Source organism: Plantactinospora sp. CNZ320, assembly GCF_002846275.1.
The window spans coordinates 1126220-1141016 of the sequence record NZ_PJMP01000001.1; the positions used below are offsets into that span (position 1 = coordinate 1126220).

At 72.6% G+C, this 14797-nt stretch carries 14 protein-coding genes; 3 read left to right on the forward strand and 11 right to left on the reverse strand.

What is annotated here, in order from left to right:
* The first annotated feature begins 65 nt into the window (after positions 1 to 65).
* Complete coding sequence (locus CLT71_RS04815) at positions 66 to 677, forward strand: histidine phosphatase family protein (RefSeq protein WP_101366041.1); 612 nt, start codon at positions 66 to 68, stop codon at positions 675 to 677.
* On the opposite strand, the gene CLT71_RS04820 is transcribed toward CLT71_RS04815, so the two are convergent.
* The 4 genes from CLT71_RS04820 to CLT71_RS04835 all read right to left on the reverse strand — a co-directional run bounded on the left by CLT71_RS04820 (position 607) and on the right by CLT71_RS04835 (position 4820).
* Positions 607 to 1149: an Lrp/AsnC family transcriptional regulator gene (locus tag CLT71_RS04820; protein ID WP_101366042.1), complete on the reverse strand. Its 543-nt coding sequence runs from the start codon at positions 1147 to 1149 to the stop codon at positions 607 to 609. The genes CLT71_RS04815 and CLT71_RS04820 overlap by 71 nt on opposite strands.
* A gap of 218 nt (positions 1150 to 1367) precedes the next feature.
* Positions 1368 to 2507 (reverse strand): acyl-CoA dehydrogenase family protein, encoded by a 1140-nt coding sequence (locus CLT71_RS04825; RefSeq protein ID WP_101366043.1) that lies wholly within the window; start codon positions 2505 to 2507, stop codon positions 1368 to 1370.
* Positions 2508 to 2658: 151 nt separating this feature from the next.
* Positions 2659 to 3771 carry a M24 family metallopeptidase gene (locus tag CLT71_RS04830; protein WP_101366044.1) on the reverse strand — a complete coding sequence of 371 codons (1113 nt, stop codon included), beginning with the start codon at positions 3769 to 3771 and terminating at the stop codon, positions 2659 to 2661.
* A gap of 119 nt (positions 3772 to 3890) precedes the next feature.
* On the reverse strand, positions 3891 to 4820 hold the full coding sequence (locus CLT71_RS04835) for an alpha/beta hydrolase (RefSeq protein ID WP_101366045.1): 930 nt from the start codon (positions 4818 to 4820) through the stop codon (positions 3891 to 3893).
* Between the two features lie 305 nt (positions 4821 to 5125).
* On the opposite strand from CLT71_RS04835, the gene CLT71_RS04840 reads away from it, so the two are divergent.
* Positions 5126 to 6055 (forward strand): 5'-3' exonuclease, encoded by a 930-nt coding sequence (locus CLT71_RS04840; protein ID WP_101366046.1) that lies wholly within the window; start codon positions 5126 to 5128, stop codon positions 6053 to 6055.
* Positions 6056 to 6073: 18 nt separating this feature from the next.
* On the opposite strand, the gene CLT71_RS04845 is transcribed toward CLT71_RS04840, so the two are convergent.
* Together CLT71_RS04845 and CLT71_RS04850 are read right to left on the reverse strand one after the other, a co-directional pair.
* Complete coding sequence (locus CLT71_RS04845) at positions 6074 to 6982, reverse strand: MHYT domain-containing protein (protein ID WP_486483058.1); 909 nt, start codon at positions 6980 to 6982, stop codon at positions 6074 to 6076.
* Positions 6983 to 7191: 209 nt separating this feature from the next.
* Complete coding sequence (locus tag CLT71_RS04850; RefSeq protein WP_101366047.1) at positions 7192 to 9978, reverse strand: DEAD/DEAH box helicase; 2787 nt, start codon at positions 9976 to 9978, stop codon at positions 7192 to 7194.
* Between the two features lie 86 nt (positions 9979 to 10064).
* Here CLT71_RS04850 and CLT71_RS04855 point away from each other — a divergent pair, with 86 nt between their 5' ends.
* On the forward strand, positions 10065 to 10841 hold the full coding sequence (locus CLT71_RS04855) for an HAD family hydrolase (protein ID WP_486483059.1): 777 nt from the start codon (positions 10065 to 10067) through the stop codon (positions 10839 to 10841).
* 98 nt (positions 10842 to 10939) lie between these two features.
* On the opposite strand, the gene CLT71_RS04860 is transcribed toward CLT71_RS04855, so the two are convergent.
* From CLT71_RS04860 to CLT71_RS04880, 5 genes are all read right to left on the reverse strand, one after another.
* The gene (locus CLT71_RS04860) at positions 10940 to 11884 is read right to left on the reverse strand and encodes a diacylglycerol kinase family protein (RefSeq protein WP_486483060.1); all 945 of its coding nucleotides are present in this window, start codon (positions 11882 to 11884) and stop codon (positions 10940 to 10942) included.
* A gap of 49 nt (positions 11885 to 11933) precedes the next feature.
* A complete protein-coding gene (gene tatC, locus CLT71_RS04865; protein ID WP_101366050.1) occupies positions 11934 to 12884 on the reverse strand; it encodes a twin-arginine translocase subunit TatC in 951 nt (316 codons plus the stop codon).
* Between the two features lie 15 nt (positions 12885 to 12899).
* Positions 12900 to 13211 carry a Sec-independent protein translocase subunit TatA gene (gene tatA, locus CLT71_RS04870; protein ID WP_101366051.1) on the reverse strand — a complete coding sequence of 104 codons (312 nt, stop codon included), beginning with the start codon at positions 13209 to 13211 and terminating at the stop codon, positions 12900 to 12902.
* A 197-nt stretch (positions 13212 to 13408) separates the two neighbouring features.
* Positions 13409 to 13663: a hypothetical protein gene (locus CLT71_RS04875; protein ID WP_101366052.1), complete on the reverse strand. Its 255-nt coding sequence runs from the start codon at positions 13661 to 13663 to the stop codon at positions 13409 to 13411.
* 10 nt (positions 13664 to 13673) lie between these two features.
* Positions 13674 to 14759, reverse strand: coding sequence for a helix-turn-helix transcriptional regulator (locus tag CLT71_RS04880; protein ID WP_101366053.1), 1086 nt, complete (start codon positions 14757 to 14759; stop codon positions 13674 to 13676).
* Between the last annotated feature and the right edge of the window lie 38 nt (positions 14760 to 14797).

The following is a 14797-nucleotide window of genomic DNA, read 5'->3' on the forward strand; positions in this document are numbered from 1 at the left end:
TCCCGTAAGGCATCCTAGGACACTAGTCTGAGGGGATCGGGCGGCTGGGATGGTTGACTGGAGAGATGGCCGAGATCATCCTCATCCGCCACGGCGAGACCGCCTGGAGCGCCGCCCACCGGCACACCTCCCACACCGACCTCGACCTCACCCCGAGGGGCGAACGCCAGGCCCGCGAGGTGGCCACCGAACTCGGCGGACGGCACTTCGCCGCCGTACTCTCCAGTCCCCGGCGACGGGCGCTGCGCACCGCCGAACTCGCCGGCCTGCGCGTCACGGAGGTCGACGAGGACCTCAGCGAGTGGAACTACGGGGAGTACGAGGGTCAGACCGGTGACGAGATCCGGCGGGAACGTCCGGACTGGCTGCTCTGGACCGACGGCTGCCCCGGCGGTGAGTCCCCGGAGCGGGTCGGCAACCGGCTCGATCGGGTACTCGCCAGGGCGACCGCACTGCTCGACGCCGGTGACGTGGCCCTGGTGGCGCACGGGCACAGCCTGCGGGTGGCCGGGGCACGCTGGATCGGGCTACCGCCCAGCGGTGGCGGGCTGCTGCGCCTGGACACCGGCACCGTCTCCACGCTCGGCTACGAGCACGGCCGCCCGGTCATCCTGCGCTGGAACTCGTCGGGTCGGGCGGCAGCGTCCGCAGCCGGGCCGTCCCCGGCTCCGCACTGAACCTCGGCTCCACCGGCGGCTTCGACCCAACCGGCAGCTTCGGCGGACGGCTCTCGTACGGGATCGAGAGCACCACCGTGGTCCTGGTGGTGACGTTCGCGGCGGTACGGATCTCCTGGAGTACCCGCTCCAGATCCACCGGACTGGCCACCCGGACCAGCAGCAGGTAGAAGTCCTCCCCCGCCACCGAGTAGCACGAGTCGATCTCCGGCAGGTGGGCCAGCCGGTCGGGCGCGTCGTCCGGCTGCGACGGATCCAGCGGGCGGATCGCCACGAACGCGCTCAACGGCAGGTCGATCGCCTCGAACGCGATCCGCGCCGCGTACCCCTTGATCACGCCGCGCTGCTCCAGCCGGCGGACCCGCTGGTGCACCGCGGACACCGACAGTCCGACCCGCTCGGCCAGATCCGTGTACGACAGCCGGCCGTCGGCGGCCAGAGCCGCCACGATGGCCCGATCGGTCTCCTCCACGGCGTGCAACCTACCCGCAATAAGCGCTCGGGACGACGCCGAACCGGCCGCGTCCCCGCCGCGCGTTGTCAGGTCGAGCGGCACGCGACCCGTGACGACCACCCGCCGCCCCCGCCCACCGGCGCTCGGGGCGGCAGCGGTGGGCAGGGGCGACGGTCCCGGTCAGCGGGCGAACGAGCAGTCAGCGGGCGACCGGACGGTCGGCGGCGCCGGGCAAGTCAGCGGGCGAGGGAGCGGGCGATCACCAGGCGTTGGATCTGGTTGGTCCCCTCGACGATCTGCAACACCTTCGCCTCCCGCATGTAGCGCTCGACCGGATGGTCAGCCACGTAGCCGGCACCGCCGAGCACCTGCACCGCGTCGGTGGTGACCCGCATCGCCGTGTCGGTGGCGAAGAGCTTCGCCTTGGCCGCCTCGGTCGAGTACGGCCGTCCGGCGTCCCGCAGCCGGGCCGCGGCCAGGGTCAGCGCCCGGGCCGCCGACACCTGGGTCGCCAGGTCGGCCAGGAGGAAACCCAGCCCCTGGAAGTCGATGATCGGCTGGCCGAACTGCTCCCGCTGCCGGGCGTAGTCCACCGCGTAGTCGAGCGCGGCCTGGGCCAGCCCGACGGCGCAGGCGGCGATGCCCAGCCGGCCACTGTCCAGCGCCGACAGTGCGATCCGGAACCCCTCCCCCTCGGCACCGACCAGCCGGTCGGCTGGCACCCGGGCGCCGTCGAAGGCGATCTGCGCCACCGGCGAGGAGCGCAGCCCCATGGTGCGCTCCGGGGACTGCGGGACGATCCCGGCGGTGCCGGCGTCGGCGAGCAGGCAGGAGATGCCGCCGGCACCCGGTCCGCCGGTGCGGCAGAAGATGTTGTAGAAGTCGGCGTTGGCCGCGTGCGTGATCCAGGCCTTGGTACCGGAGACGAGGTAGTCGTCGCCGTCCCGGCTGGCCCGGGTGGTGAGCGCTGCCGCGTCCGAACCACCCTGCGGCTCGGAGAGGCAGTACGCCCCCAGCAGCTCGCCGCCGATCATGTCCGGCAGCAGTTTGCGTACCTGCTCGCCGCCGTAGGTCGCCACCGGATAGCAGGAGAGGGTGTGCACGCTCACCGCCTCGGCCACCGCCAACCAGCGGCTGGCCAGGATCTCCAGCACCTGGAGGTAGACCTCGTACGGCTGCGCCGCGCCGCCGTGCTCCTCCGGGTACGGCAGACCGAGCAGTCCGGCCCGGCCGAGGGTACGCAGCAGCTCGCGCGGGAACTCGCCACGCTGTTCGAAGTCGGCCACCCGGGGCGCGAGTTCCCGGTCGGCGAGTTCGGTGACGAGTTCGAGCAACTCGTACGCCTCGTCGGTGGGCAGGATCCGGTCGACGGTCATCGGGCTCTCCCACTCCGCTCGTCGATGAGACGGCACGCCTGGTGTGTCTGGTGTGCCTGAGCCGTCCGGGGTGCCCGGCCGGTGGCGCGGCGCTGGTCGGCAGCTCGCTCGTGGCGCCGGTCGGCAGCTCCGCTGGGCAGCGCTGGCCCGGTCACAGCAGCACCAACTCCCGTGCAACGGTGTTGAGCCGCTCCACCCCGTCCGGAGTACAGACCACGATGTCCTCGATCCGGGCGCCGTGCCGGCCGGCCAGATAGATGCCCGGCTCGATCGAGAACGTCATCCCCGGTTCCAGCGGCAGCTCGTTGCCGGCGACCAGATACGGGTCCTCGTGTCCGTCCAGCCCGATCCCGTGCCCGGTGCGGTGCAGGAAGGCGGCACCGTAGCCGGCGTCGGCGATGACCTCGCGAGCCACCGAGTCGACGGCCGCCGCGCTGACCCCGGGCCGTACCGCCCCGACCGCCGCCTGCTGGGCCGCGTGCAGCACCTGGTAGTAGTCGGTGAAGTCCGGCGGTGGGCTGCCGACGACGTAGCAGCGGGTCGAGTCGGAGCAGTAGCCGGACGGCATCGTCCCGCCGATGTCGACGACCACCGGCTCGCCGACCTCGATCACCCGGTCGGAGGTGCCGTGGTGCGGGCTTGCCCCGTTCGGCCCGGCGGCGACGATCGCGAAATCGGCGGTGGCGTGTCCGGCCTCCCGGATCGCGACCGAGATGTCGGCGACGACCTGTGCCTCGGTCCGGCCGGGGCGGAGCCACTCGGCCATCCGGGCGTGTACCGCGTCGATCGCGGCGCCGGCCTCCCGCAGCGCCGCCACCTCGGCCGGCGACTTGCGCAGCCGCAACCGCCGCAACACCTCACCGGCGAGCCGCTGGGTGGTGCCGGGGAGCGCGTCGCGCAGCGCGAGCACCTGCTCGGCCCACATCCGGTCGCCGAGCCCGACCGCACCGACGGGCCCGCCGAGGGCCCGCACCACCAACGGGTACGGGTCGGTGCCGTCCGGGTGGTCCACGATTCGTACCCCCGTGCGTGGCGCCGGTGACGCCTCGGCCGCCGGCCGTTCCAGCGTCGGTACGACGAGGGTGGGCTCACCGGTCACCGGCAGCACCAGGCAGGTGAGCCGTTCGAGGGCGTGCGCGTGATAGCCGGTCAGATAGCGCAGGTCGGAGCCCGGCGGGATGAGCAGGGCGTCCAGGCCGGCCTCGGCAACGGCCTTCTGGGCCGCTGCCAACCGGTCCGGCGGATAGAGGTCTTCGTCACACACCTGATTAGCTTAACGGTCGTTCGGGTGACATCGACCCCGGGGACGATACCGAAGCCGTCTCCCGGCGGCACCCTCCCCGGCTGCGCGGCGTCACCTCCTGGAAAGGCAACGCCATCGGCTCAGATTGGCGGGCGCGATTCGTCCATCGTTGTGCCCGGCTGTGGTTGCCTGTCCCAGATGCCGCTCAGGCGGTGCGCGAGCGCCTCGTGGACCTGCATGGGCAGGGAGTGCGTGGTGTTGGGCCAGATCTCGACGGTGGCGTCGGGAAGCTGCCGCGCTCGGGCGGCGGCCCGCTCACCACCCGCCAGCGACTGGTCACCGGCGATCGCGACATAGATCGGCATCCTGAGGCGTGCGAGCTGGTCGTCGGTCAGCGGCCGCGGATTCGGCAGGGCAGCCCGGAACTCCTGGGCGCCGACCGAGATCATGGTGCCGACCGGAGACTCTGCGCGAACCTCCTCGACACTCACCCCGCCGATCCTTGCCAGGGCACGCTCTCGCCAGCTCTTCGGCAGGGAGAGCATCGACACCGTCGCCCAGAAGAACGTGGATGCCGGTGGCCAGCGCAGCACGAACACCGGCTCGACGAGGCTGAGGGTCGCGACCCGGACCGGATGGTGCAGAGCATGTACGGCTGCCGTAGCACCGCCGAAGGAGTGCCCCACGGTGTGCGCCCGGTCGATGCCCATCCGGTCGAGCGCCTCGTCGACCCAGGTCGCCTGTTCCGCGAAGGTTCGTATCGGTGCGGTCTGCACCGACAGACCCGCATCGCCGACGGCGTCCATCGCGACGAGTGTGCGTCCGGTCGCCAGAAGGTCGGGCAGGATCTCGGCCCACATCGGGACGCCGGAACTCCGCCCCGGAATGAGCACGACAGGCGTGAGACCGGGATCGCTGCCCACCCAACGGTAGGACCGAACGATGCCGAGCGACGTGGGCAGGTCGAGCGTCTCCGACGGTGTCGGAAGCGTCGCCATCGCCTCGTCATAGGCGCGTGCGTAGGTTCTCCGACCCGCCTCGCTACGGAACCGACCGATCTTGTCGCCCATCACCGCTCCCCGTGTCCACTGTGCAGGGCATGCCCGGTCGGCGTTCACGGGCGGTCCGAGGCACCAGCAGGGGCTCAGACTACAGCCGGCACAGCACGAACGCTGTTCGGGTTCTGCCGCATCCGGTCGACGTTTCGTTCGACGTGGCGCCTCGAAGATCGCGAATCTCGCCGCAGGCTCCCGCGTCGACGTTTGCGACAGGTCGATCCGGCCCCGCACCCTCGACCGGGTCTGAGCGGCGCCGCCGACCCGCCGCGCCAGGGCCCACGGCCGGGTCGGGCGGCGTGCTGTGCCAGGCTGTCCAGGTGAACGACAGCCGCCCCCTGCTCCTGATCGACGCACCGAGCCTCTACTTCCGGGCCTACTTCGGCATCCCGGAGTCGGCCGCCAAGGCGCCGGACGGCAGCCCGGTCAACGCCGTCCGGGGCTTCCTGGACATGCTGGCGACACTGATCCGGACCCGTCGGCCCGACCGGCTGGTCTGCGCCCTGGACTACGACTGGCGCCCGGCCTGGCGGGTGGAGCTGCTGCCGTCGTACAAGGCGCACCGGGTGGCGCCGGAGGGTGGCGAGGTGGTGCCGGACACCCTCTCCCCACAGGTGCCGCTGATCCTCGAACTGCTGGCCGCGATCGGCATCCCGGCGATCGGGGTGGACGGCTACGAGGCGGACGACGTACTCGGCACGCTTGCCGCCACCGCGCCGGCACCGGTGGAGGTGGCCTCCGGCGACCGGGACCTCTTCCAGCTCATCGACGACAGCCGGCCGGTGCGGCTGCTCTACTGCGGCCGGGGCGTGGCGAAACTCGAGGACTGCGACGACGCCGCTGTCCGGGCCAAGTACGGCGTACCGGCCGCCGGCTACGCCGACTTCGCCGCGCTGCGGGGCGACCCCAGCGACGGCCTGCCCGGGGTGGCCGGTGTCGGCGAGAAGACCGCCGCCCGGCTCGTCGACAGGTACGGCAGTCTGGACGGCATCCTCGCCGCCCTCGACGACCCGTCCTCCGGCTTCGCGCCCGGGTTGCGGACCAAGCTCAACGCGGCCCGGGACTACCTGGCCGTCGCGCCGAAGGTGGTCCGGGTGGCCCTGGACGTGCCGCTACCGCCGCTGGACCCCACCCTGCCGGCGGCACCGGTCGACGCCGACCGGCTGCTCGGGCTCGCCGAAGGGTGGAACCTCGCCGGTCCGTGCCGTCGACTCGTCGACGCGCTCGCCGGCAACGCCGTACCCGCCTGACGCGCCCGCCCGCGAGATTCAGAAGGGCTGGCGGGGCTGGAAGCGTCGGCCGGGGCCGTCCGTCGGGCCGGGGCGCTCTGCGGCCCGCTCCTGGTTGCGCCGTTCGGCGGCCCGCTCCGCCTCGAGCCGCTCGGCCGCCCGGTCGGCCAGGTACGCCGAGGCGGCCCGATCCGACTCGGTGGGGGTGGCGAGCAGGGCGTAGAAGAGCACGAAGGCCACGAAGATCACGATCAGCATGATCGGCAGCAGCAGGGTGGCACCGCTGGCGCCGGTCGGTGCCGGTGCGGACGGCTGGGGGTGCACCGACATCGCCGCCATCCCGGTGTAGTGCATACCGCTGACCGCGAAGCCCATCACGAAGGCGGCGATGGTCACCGCCCGGGTGCCCTGGACGTTGACCGCCAGCCAGAGTGCCGCCGTGGCTGCGATCACCGCGATCAGCACCGACGCCGCCACCAGGGACATCTCGTAGTCCATCCGGCCGCGCATCCGCATCGCCGACATGCCCATGTAGTGCATGCTGGCCACGCCGAGCCCGGCGAACAGCCCGCCGAGCAGGATCCGGGGCCAGGAGACCCGCCCGGCGAAGACCGCGACGACCAGCCCGATCCCGACGGTCAGGACCGCGACCAGGGCACTGACCACGGTCATCGTGACGTCGTACCGGATCTGGGTGCCGGCCACGCTGAATCCGAGCATCGCGGTGAAGTGCATGGTCCAGATCGCCGTACCGCCGATCGCCCAGGCGGCGAGGAGCAGCCACCAGATCCGACGGCCGGTCGTCCGTGCCTCCCGGACCCGTACCGCACAGAGCAGCCCCAGGAACGAGCCGAGCACGGAGAGCCCGTAGCTCAGTGCGGGCGTGACCCAGCCGTACTGAAAGTGGTCGATGCTGCCCATGCCGGTGATCTCCTCGCGCCGTCGCACGGCGGTTCCGCGCCCGCGGATGATGATCACGTGCCGTCCGACCAGCCACAACGGTGCATTCGGGCGCTTCTGCCCGCCGACGGGCCGTGGGCAGGGTGCCCGTAAAGATCAGTAGAGGGTGACCGTAAAGATCATCACCGGAGGAGCAGCGGTTGACCTGACGGAAGACGCCGGCTGACTGAACAGCCGAGCCCGGTTCGATCGCCCCGTCAGGTCGCGCCGTGGTAGGCGAGCACGCCCCGATTGATCGTCGCCATCGCCTGCCGCGCCGTGCCGCGCAACTCCACCGAGGCACCCGCCGAGTCCGCGACCTGCCCGAGCAGGTCCACCACCTGCCGAGCCCACCGGACGAAGTCACCCGCCGGCATGTCGCCGTCCAGGTTGTGGCCGCTGGCCAGTACCTTCGCCAGCGCCTCGCCCCGGGCCCACCGGTACACCGGCCAGACGAAGCCGAGATCGGGCTCCCGGGTCACCTCCAGCCCTCGGGCCGCCTCGTCGGACTCCAGCTCCGCCCAGATCTTCGTCGTCTCGCCCACCGCGTCCGACACCGGTCCCCGGGGCACCGAGGCCCGCTCGTCGGTGTCCCGGCGCGCCTCGTAGACCACCACCGAGACCGCGGCGGCCAGCTCGGCCGGGGAGAGCCCGTCCCAGACCCCGCGCCGCAGGCACTCCGCCACCAGCAGGTCCGCCTCGGTCCAGATCCGGCCCAGCATCCGGCCCGCGTCGGTGACCTCGCCGGACTCCGAGAGGTAGCCACGGGCGGTGAGGATGCCGCAGACCCGGTCGAAGGTCCGGGTGAGTGATCCGGTACGCCCGGAGACCCGCTGCCGCAGCTCGGCGGTGTCCCGCTCCAGCCTGCGGCGGCGCTCCGCCCAGCGGGCGTGCTCCTCCCGGTCCGGGCAGGCGTGGCAGGGGTGCCGCCGCAGCTCGGCACGGAGCTGGCTGAGTCGCTCGTCCTCGCCGGCACCGCCCCGGGACCGGTTGCCGCGCCTGACGTGCCGGTCCAGCCCGGTCCCGCTGACCGCCGCCGCCAGGTCCCGGCGGGCCGCCGGAGAGCGGTGGTTGAAGTGCTTGGGCACCCGGATCCGGGTCAGCACCTCGGCCGGGGTGGTGAAGTCGCCGGGGGTGATCCGGCCGGCCCAACGGTCCTGGGTCAGCACCAGCGGGCGGGGTTCGCCGAACCCACCGACGCCGGGATCGAGCACCACCGCCAGCCCGGCCCGCCGGCCCGACGGCACCCGGATCACGTCACCGACCCGCAGCCGCTCCAGCGCGGCCAGGGTCGCCGCCCGGCGCTGCGACTGCCCCTGCCGGGCCAGCGCCTGCTCCCGGTCGGCGATCGCCAACCGCAGCCCGAAGTACTCGTCGAAGTCGCCGTGGTGGCAGCGCACCTCCGCGCCGTACGCCTCGATGGTCTCGACGTTGCGCTGCACCTGCCGGGCCAGGCCGACCACCGAGCGGTCCGCCTGGAACTGCGCGAACGACGACTCCAGCAGCTCCCGGGCCGGCGCCGCACCCACCGACCCGACCAGGTTGACAGCCATGTTGTACGACGGCCGGAAGCTCGACCGCAGCGGATACGTACGCGTCGAGGCGAGCCCGGCCACGTGCCGGGGGTCGACCTCCGGCGACCAGACCACGACGGCGTGCCCCTCGACGTCGATGCCCCGCCGCCCGGCCCGGCCGGTGAGCTGGGTGTACTCCCCCGGCGTCAGGTCGACGTGCGCCTCGCCGTTGAACTTCACCAGCCGTTCCAGCACGACGCACCGGGCCGGCATGTTGATGCCCAGCGCCAGCGTCTCGGTGGCGAAGACCGCCTTCACCAGCCCGCGCACGAACAGCTCCTCGACCACCTCCTTGAACGCCGGCAGCATCCCGGCGTGGTGGGCGGCGAGACCTCGCTCGAGGCCGTCGAGCCACTCCCAGTAGCCGAGCACGGCCAGGTCCTCGCCGGGGACGCTGGTGATCCGGCTCTCCACCACCTCGCGGATCTCGGCCCGCTCGTCCGGGCTGGTCAGCCGCAGCCCGGCGGCCAGGCACTGCGCGACGGCGGCGTCGCAGCCGGCCCGGCTGAAGATGAACAGGATCGCCGGCAGCAGCCCCTCGCGGTCGAGCCGCTCGACGATGTCGGCCCGCAGCGGTCCGCGCCAGCGGGGTCCCCGGGGCCCGCCACGCCCCCACCCCGGCCCGTGGGTACGGCCGTCGCCGAGTTCGAGGCGGCGCAGCATCTCCCGGGTGTAACGGAGCAGTTCCGGGTGCACGTCGTGCTTGCGGGCCGCGTCGGCGTCGTGGAACAGGTCGAACATCCGCCGGTTGACCAGCATGTGCTGCCAGAGCGGCACCGGGCGGTGCTCGCTGACCACCACCTCGGTCTCACCGCGTACGGTGATCAGCCAGTCGGCGAACTCCTCCGCGTTGGAGACGGTGGCGGAGAGCGAGACCAGGGTCACCGACTCCGGCAGGTGGATGATCACCTCTTCCCAGACCCCGCCCCGGAACCGGTCGGCGAGGTAGTGCACCTCGTCCATCACCACGTACGCCAGCCCGGCCAGGCTCGACGAGCCCGCGTAGAGCATGTTGCGCAGCACCTCGGTGGTCATCACCACCACCGGCGCGTCGCCGTTGATCGCGTTGTCCCCGGTCAGCAGCCCGACCCGGTCGGAGCCGTACCGGTCCACCAGGTCGTGGTACTTCTGGTTCGACAGCGCCTTGATCGGCGTCGTGTAGAAGCACTTCCGGGGCGGTCCACCCGGCTCGGCCCCGGCGTCGGCGCTCAGCGCCAGGTGCACGGCGAACTCGCCGACGACGGTCTTGCCGGCGCCGGTCGGGGCGCAGACCAGGACACCGCTGCCCCGCTCCAGCGCCTGGCACGCCTCCCGCTGGAAGTCGTCGAGATCGAACCCCAGTTGCTGGGCGAACTCGTCAAGCGCGGGAAACCTGCTGGCCTGCGCGGCCCGGCGGCGCGCCGCGGCGTACCGCTCGGCGGGGCTCGACATGAATCCAAGATTAGTGCGTACCGGGTGGTCGCACGCCGGCAGGCCGTAGAGCAGGCCCCGAAGAGCCGGTCGGTAGGGTGCACGACGTGCCGGATCATGCCGAACCGCCCAAGCCTCGTACGTCGAGCGGAACCGCCGAGCCCGTCCCCGGGGCGCCACCGCGCCGTCCGGTGGACGCGGTGCTCTTCGACTTCCACGGCACCCTCGCCCAGGTGGAGGAGCCGGTTGCCTGGGTACGTGCCGCCGCCACCGCCTGCGGGACGACGCTGGACCGCGCCCGGGCGACAGCGCTCGCCGACCGCCTGGTCACCGCCGGCCGGGCCGGTGGACCGCTGCCGGTCCGGGTCCCGCCACACCTGGCCGAGGTGTGGGCGGAACGCGACCTCTACGGCCCCGCGCACCGGGCCGCCTACGTGGGACTTGCCGAGACGGTCGACAGCGGCGTGGACGGCCTCGCCGAGGCCCTCTACGACCGCCTGCTGGTGCCGGACGGCTGGCTGCTCTACGCCGACACCGTGGCGACGCTGCGGTCACTGCGCGCGGCCAAGGTGCCGGTGGCGGTGGTGAGCAACATCGGATTCGACCTCCGGCCGATCTTCGACGCCTGGGAGCTGACCGACCTGGTCGACGCGTTCGTGCTCTCCTACGAGGTGGGGCGCTGCAAACCCGACCCGGCGATCTTCTACCGGGCCTGTGGCCTGCTCGGCGTCGACCCGGAGCGGAGCCTGATGGTCGGGGACACCCCCGCCGACGCCGGGGCGGTGCGCGCCGGCTGCGCCGTGCTGGTGCTGCCGCCCGCCGAGCCGGGGCAGGTCAACGGGCTGACCGCCGCCGTCGACCTGGCGGTGCCGAACGGCCGCTGACCTGGCATCGCCGCCGTGACCCTGCGTGCCACCGTCGCCGTCGACGGACGTGGGGTGACGCTGACCGATCCTCGTCCTCGCAAACCGCATGCGGCGGATCAGCGCAGCAGGCGTACGGCGCCGGGGACCGCGGTCACGGTCACCGGAAGCGGCAGTGCCCGTTCACCGTCGGCGTACCCGACGATGTCGTCGGCGACGAGTTCGACCGTACGGGCCCGCTGGGTGTGCACCATCGGATGCGCCAGGTGGGTGCCCCGGTAGACCCGGGGCTTGATCCGGGTCAGCGTCGTCCGGCTGACCGGGCCGGCGTAGACCACGTCGAGCAGCCCGTCGGTCGGGTCGGCCGTCGGGCAGATCCGCATCCCTCCGCCGTAACTCGGGCAGTTGCCGACGGCCACCAGTACCCCGTCCAGTTCCCGGTGCTCCCCGTCCAGCCGGAGCAGGTAGCGGCGGGGCCGGAGCCGGGCCAGCTCGACCAGGATGGCGAGGTCGTAGCGGCGCGGTCCGCGCGGCCAGGACATCCGGTTGGCTCGCTCGTTGACGAGGGCGTCGAAGCCGGCCGCCAGCACGGCGCCGTACCACCGCACGGCGCCGTCCGGGCCGGTCATCCGGGCCAGGTCCGCCGGGTGGGTCCGGCCGGCGGCGACCGCCGCGGCGATCACCTCCACGGCGCCGAGCGGATGGGCCGGGTACCCGGTGCCGACCGCGAAGTCGTTGCCGGTGCCGGCCGGAACCGGACCGAAGGCGACACCGGTACCGGCGACCGCCTGGAGCGCCAGGTGGACCGTGCCGTCGCCGCCGACCGTCACCAGCGCGGCGGCGCCGTCCGCCACCGCGGCCTGGCAGGCCGCGCTCGCCTGCGCGGCGCTGCCCGCCTCCAGCAGCCGGACCGGCCGGCCCACCGTGCCGAGCCGGTCGAGTACGGCCGGCAGCAGCCTGCGGAACCGGCCCCGCCCGGCGGTCGGGTTCGCCAGCACCGCCAGGTGGCCATCGGCCAGCCCGTCGACGGAACCGGGCCCGGAGAGTTGATCGTCGGCGGTCACGGCGAGCACGGTACCGCCCGCCGTGCCGCCCGCGACAGCTGCGCCGGACTCAGGTCATGTCGTCGTAGCGCCGGTCGATCGGTTGCGGCGCCGCGACCGGATCCGGTGCGGAGACGGGTGCCACCGCGTCGACGCGCTCACCAGGGGTGACCGGCTCCGGGTCCAGGTTCAACGGCGAGACCTCGTCGTCGTCCAGCCCGGCGTAGACCTCCTTGCCGCGTCCCCGGCGTCGGTCGTTGAGCACCGCCACCCCGACCGCGGCGAAGTAGAGCGCGCAGAGGCAGATGGCCAGCGCGGTCATCCCGAACGGGTCGGGGGTGGGCGTGACGATCGCCGCGAAGAGGAAGAAGACGAAGACGGCGATCCGCCACCAGCCGAGCATCTTCCGGCCGCTCACCAGCCCGACGAAGTTGAGCATCAGGACGATGAGCGGGAACTCGAACGCGACCCCGAACATCAGGATCATGTTCGTGACGAAGGAGATGTACCGGGTGATCTCCAGGGTGTTCGTGACGTCCTCGCCGGCCAGCCCGACCAGGAACTCGAGTCCCTTGGCGACCACGAAGAACGCCAGTACGGCACCGGCCGCGAAAAGCGGGGCGGCGAGCGCGGTGAAGATGTAGGCGTACTTGCGTTCGTGCCGGTGCAGCCCGGGGGCGATGAACGCCCAGAGCTGGTAGAGCCAGACCGGTGCGGCGACGATCAACCCGACCCAGAGTGCGATCTTGAGATCGAGCAGGAGCACGTCGGCAGGACCGAGCTGGGCGAACTGGCACTTGCCGTCCACGGTCGAACCTTCGAGCTCGCAGTACGGCTGCTGGAGCAGGTGCCGGACGTCCTGCGCCAACCAGATGCCGAGGCCGAAGCCGACCACGATGCCCAGGGATGCCTTGAAGAGCCGGTTACGCAGCTCCCGGATGTGCTCGATGAGCGTCATCGAGCCGTCGGCGGCTCGCTCGAAGTTGCTCGGACCGCGCCGGCGCAGCAGGGCGAAGGCCACGGGTACGGGCCCCGGTCAGTTGTCGCGGACGCGCTGCACCGGGTCGTTGACCGGCGCCGCGGGCGGCTGGTAGCCAGGCTGGTGCACGCTGGTCGGGTGCACGGTGGTCGGGTGCACGGTGTCACCCGGCAGCGGCTGCCGCCCCGCCTGCGCGTCTGCCTTCTCGGCCAGATCCTTGTCGTCGTCGGCGAGGCTCTTCGTCTCGGCCTTGATGATCCGCAGCGAACGACCGAGCGACCGGGCCGCGTCCGGAAGCCGCTTCGCGCCGAACAGCAGGACCAGCACGGCCACGAGTACGAAGATGTGCCACGGCTTGAGGACGCCCATGGAAGCTCCAGTTCGATGTTTTGTCCGGCGAAGGGTGTGTCCTGGCCCATCGTACGTGCGTCGGGAAGGAGTGCCACCCGCAAGGCTGGTGACTTTGCGGCCGGCTGGTGAAGTCTCGGCCAACGCGGGGCATCCGTCAACTACAAGATCGACGGCTCTGACCAGGGCTGTTCCTCGCCGCCGCAGGTGCGCCGCGGCTATTCCTCGGCGCCGCGCTTGGCGCGGATCAGCACGAGCCGCTGCTGGAGCGTCTCGACCTGCTGCTGCATGGCCTCGGCCCGACCCTGCACCGCCAGCGCCACCTGCTGCAGCTCCTCGGCCTGCTCCTGGCGGCGTTGCAGACCCTGCGCGGCCCGCTGAAGCCGGGGCAGCCGGGTCAGCACCCGACGGACCGCCAGCCCCAGCACCAGGAGCCCGACGAGTACGGACGCGAGCACGATCCACTTCACCACGTCGGCCAGCCTAGTGGCTTCCGGCAGTTGCCGCCGGACTGGCGCCGGGGTCCAGTACGACGTCCTGCCCCGAGCCGGGCGCCGACGCGCCGTCCGGTGGCAGGGTGGCGTACGCGTCGAGCGCGGCGGCGGCCCGCTCGCGTACCTGGTCGGCGAGTTCGGTCGGGGCGACCACCGTGACGTCCGGCCCGAGCCCGAGCACGAACCGCCGGGCCCAGTCGAGGTCGGTGACCCGCAGCGCGACCAGCCACTCCCGGCCGGCCCGGTCGGCGTCACCCGGGTCCGGCTCGACCCGCTCGCACGGGTAGTACTCGGTGATCCACCGGCTGGACCGGCCGACCCGCAGGGTCACCAGCGGCAGGTCCGGGTCGGGACGGAAGATCCCGCTGCTCAGGTCGTGCAGCCGGGCCTGCGGCGGCGGTGCGGCCGCCTCGTCCAGCTCGACGAGCGCGTCGATCCGGTCGGCCCGGAACAGCCGCATCGACTCCGCCCGCCGGCACCACGCCTCCAGGTAGGCCAGGCCGCCGACCGTCAGCACCCGGATCGGGTCGACGGTGCGGTCGGTCGTCTCGTCCCGGGTCGCGGCGTAGTAGGTGATCCGGAGCGCCCGGCCCCGCTGCACCGCGCCGTGCAGTGCCGCGACCCGGTCGCTGTCGCCCGGCATCCGCACCGCGACGGGAGCGTCGGCGAGTTCGCCGGCCGCACTCTCGATCTTGGCGAGGGCGCGTTCGATCGCGTCCCGGTTGGCCATCCCGGGGGTCTCGGCGAGCATCCGCAGCGCGACCACCAGCGCCAGCGCCTCGTCCGGGGTGAGCCGCAGCGGCCGGTCGATCCCGGCGTCGTAGGTGATGGTGACCCGGTCACCGTCGAAGGCCATGTCGATCAGGTCGCCCGGCCCGTACCCGGGCAGGCCGCAGACCCAGAGCAGTTCCAGGTCCTCCCGCAGCTGCCGCTCGGTCACCCCGAGGTCGGCTGCCGCCTCGGACAGCTCGATCCCCGGTCGCGCCAGCAGGTACGGCACCAGGTTCAGCAGCCGGGCCAGCCGGTCGGCCGAGGTCCGCGTCCCGCCACCGGACCGTTGCGCCGGACGAGTCACGCCGGCTCCCCCCTCTGGTCAGTCTCCGGGGCCCCCGA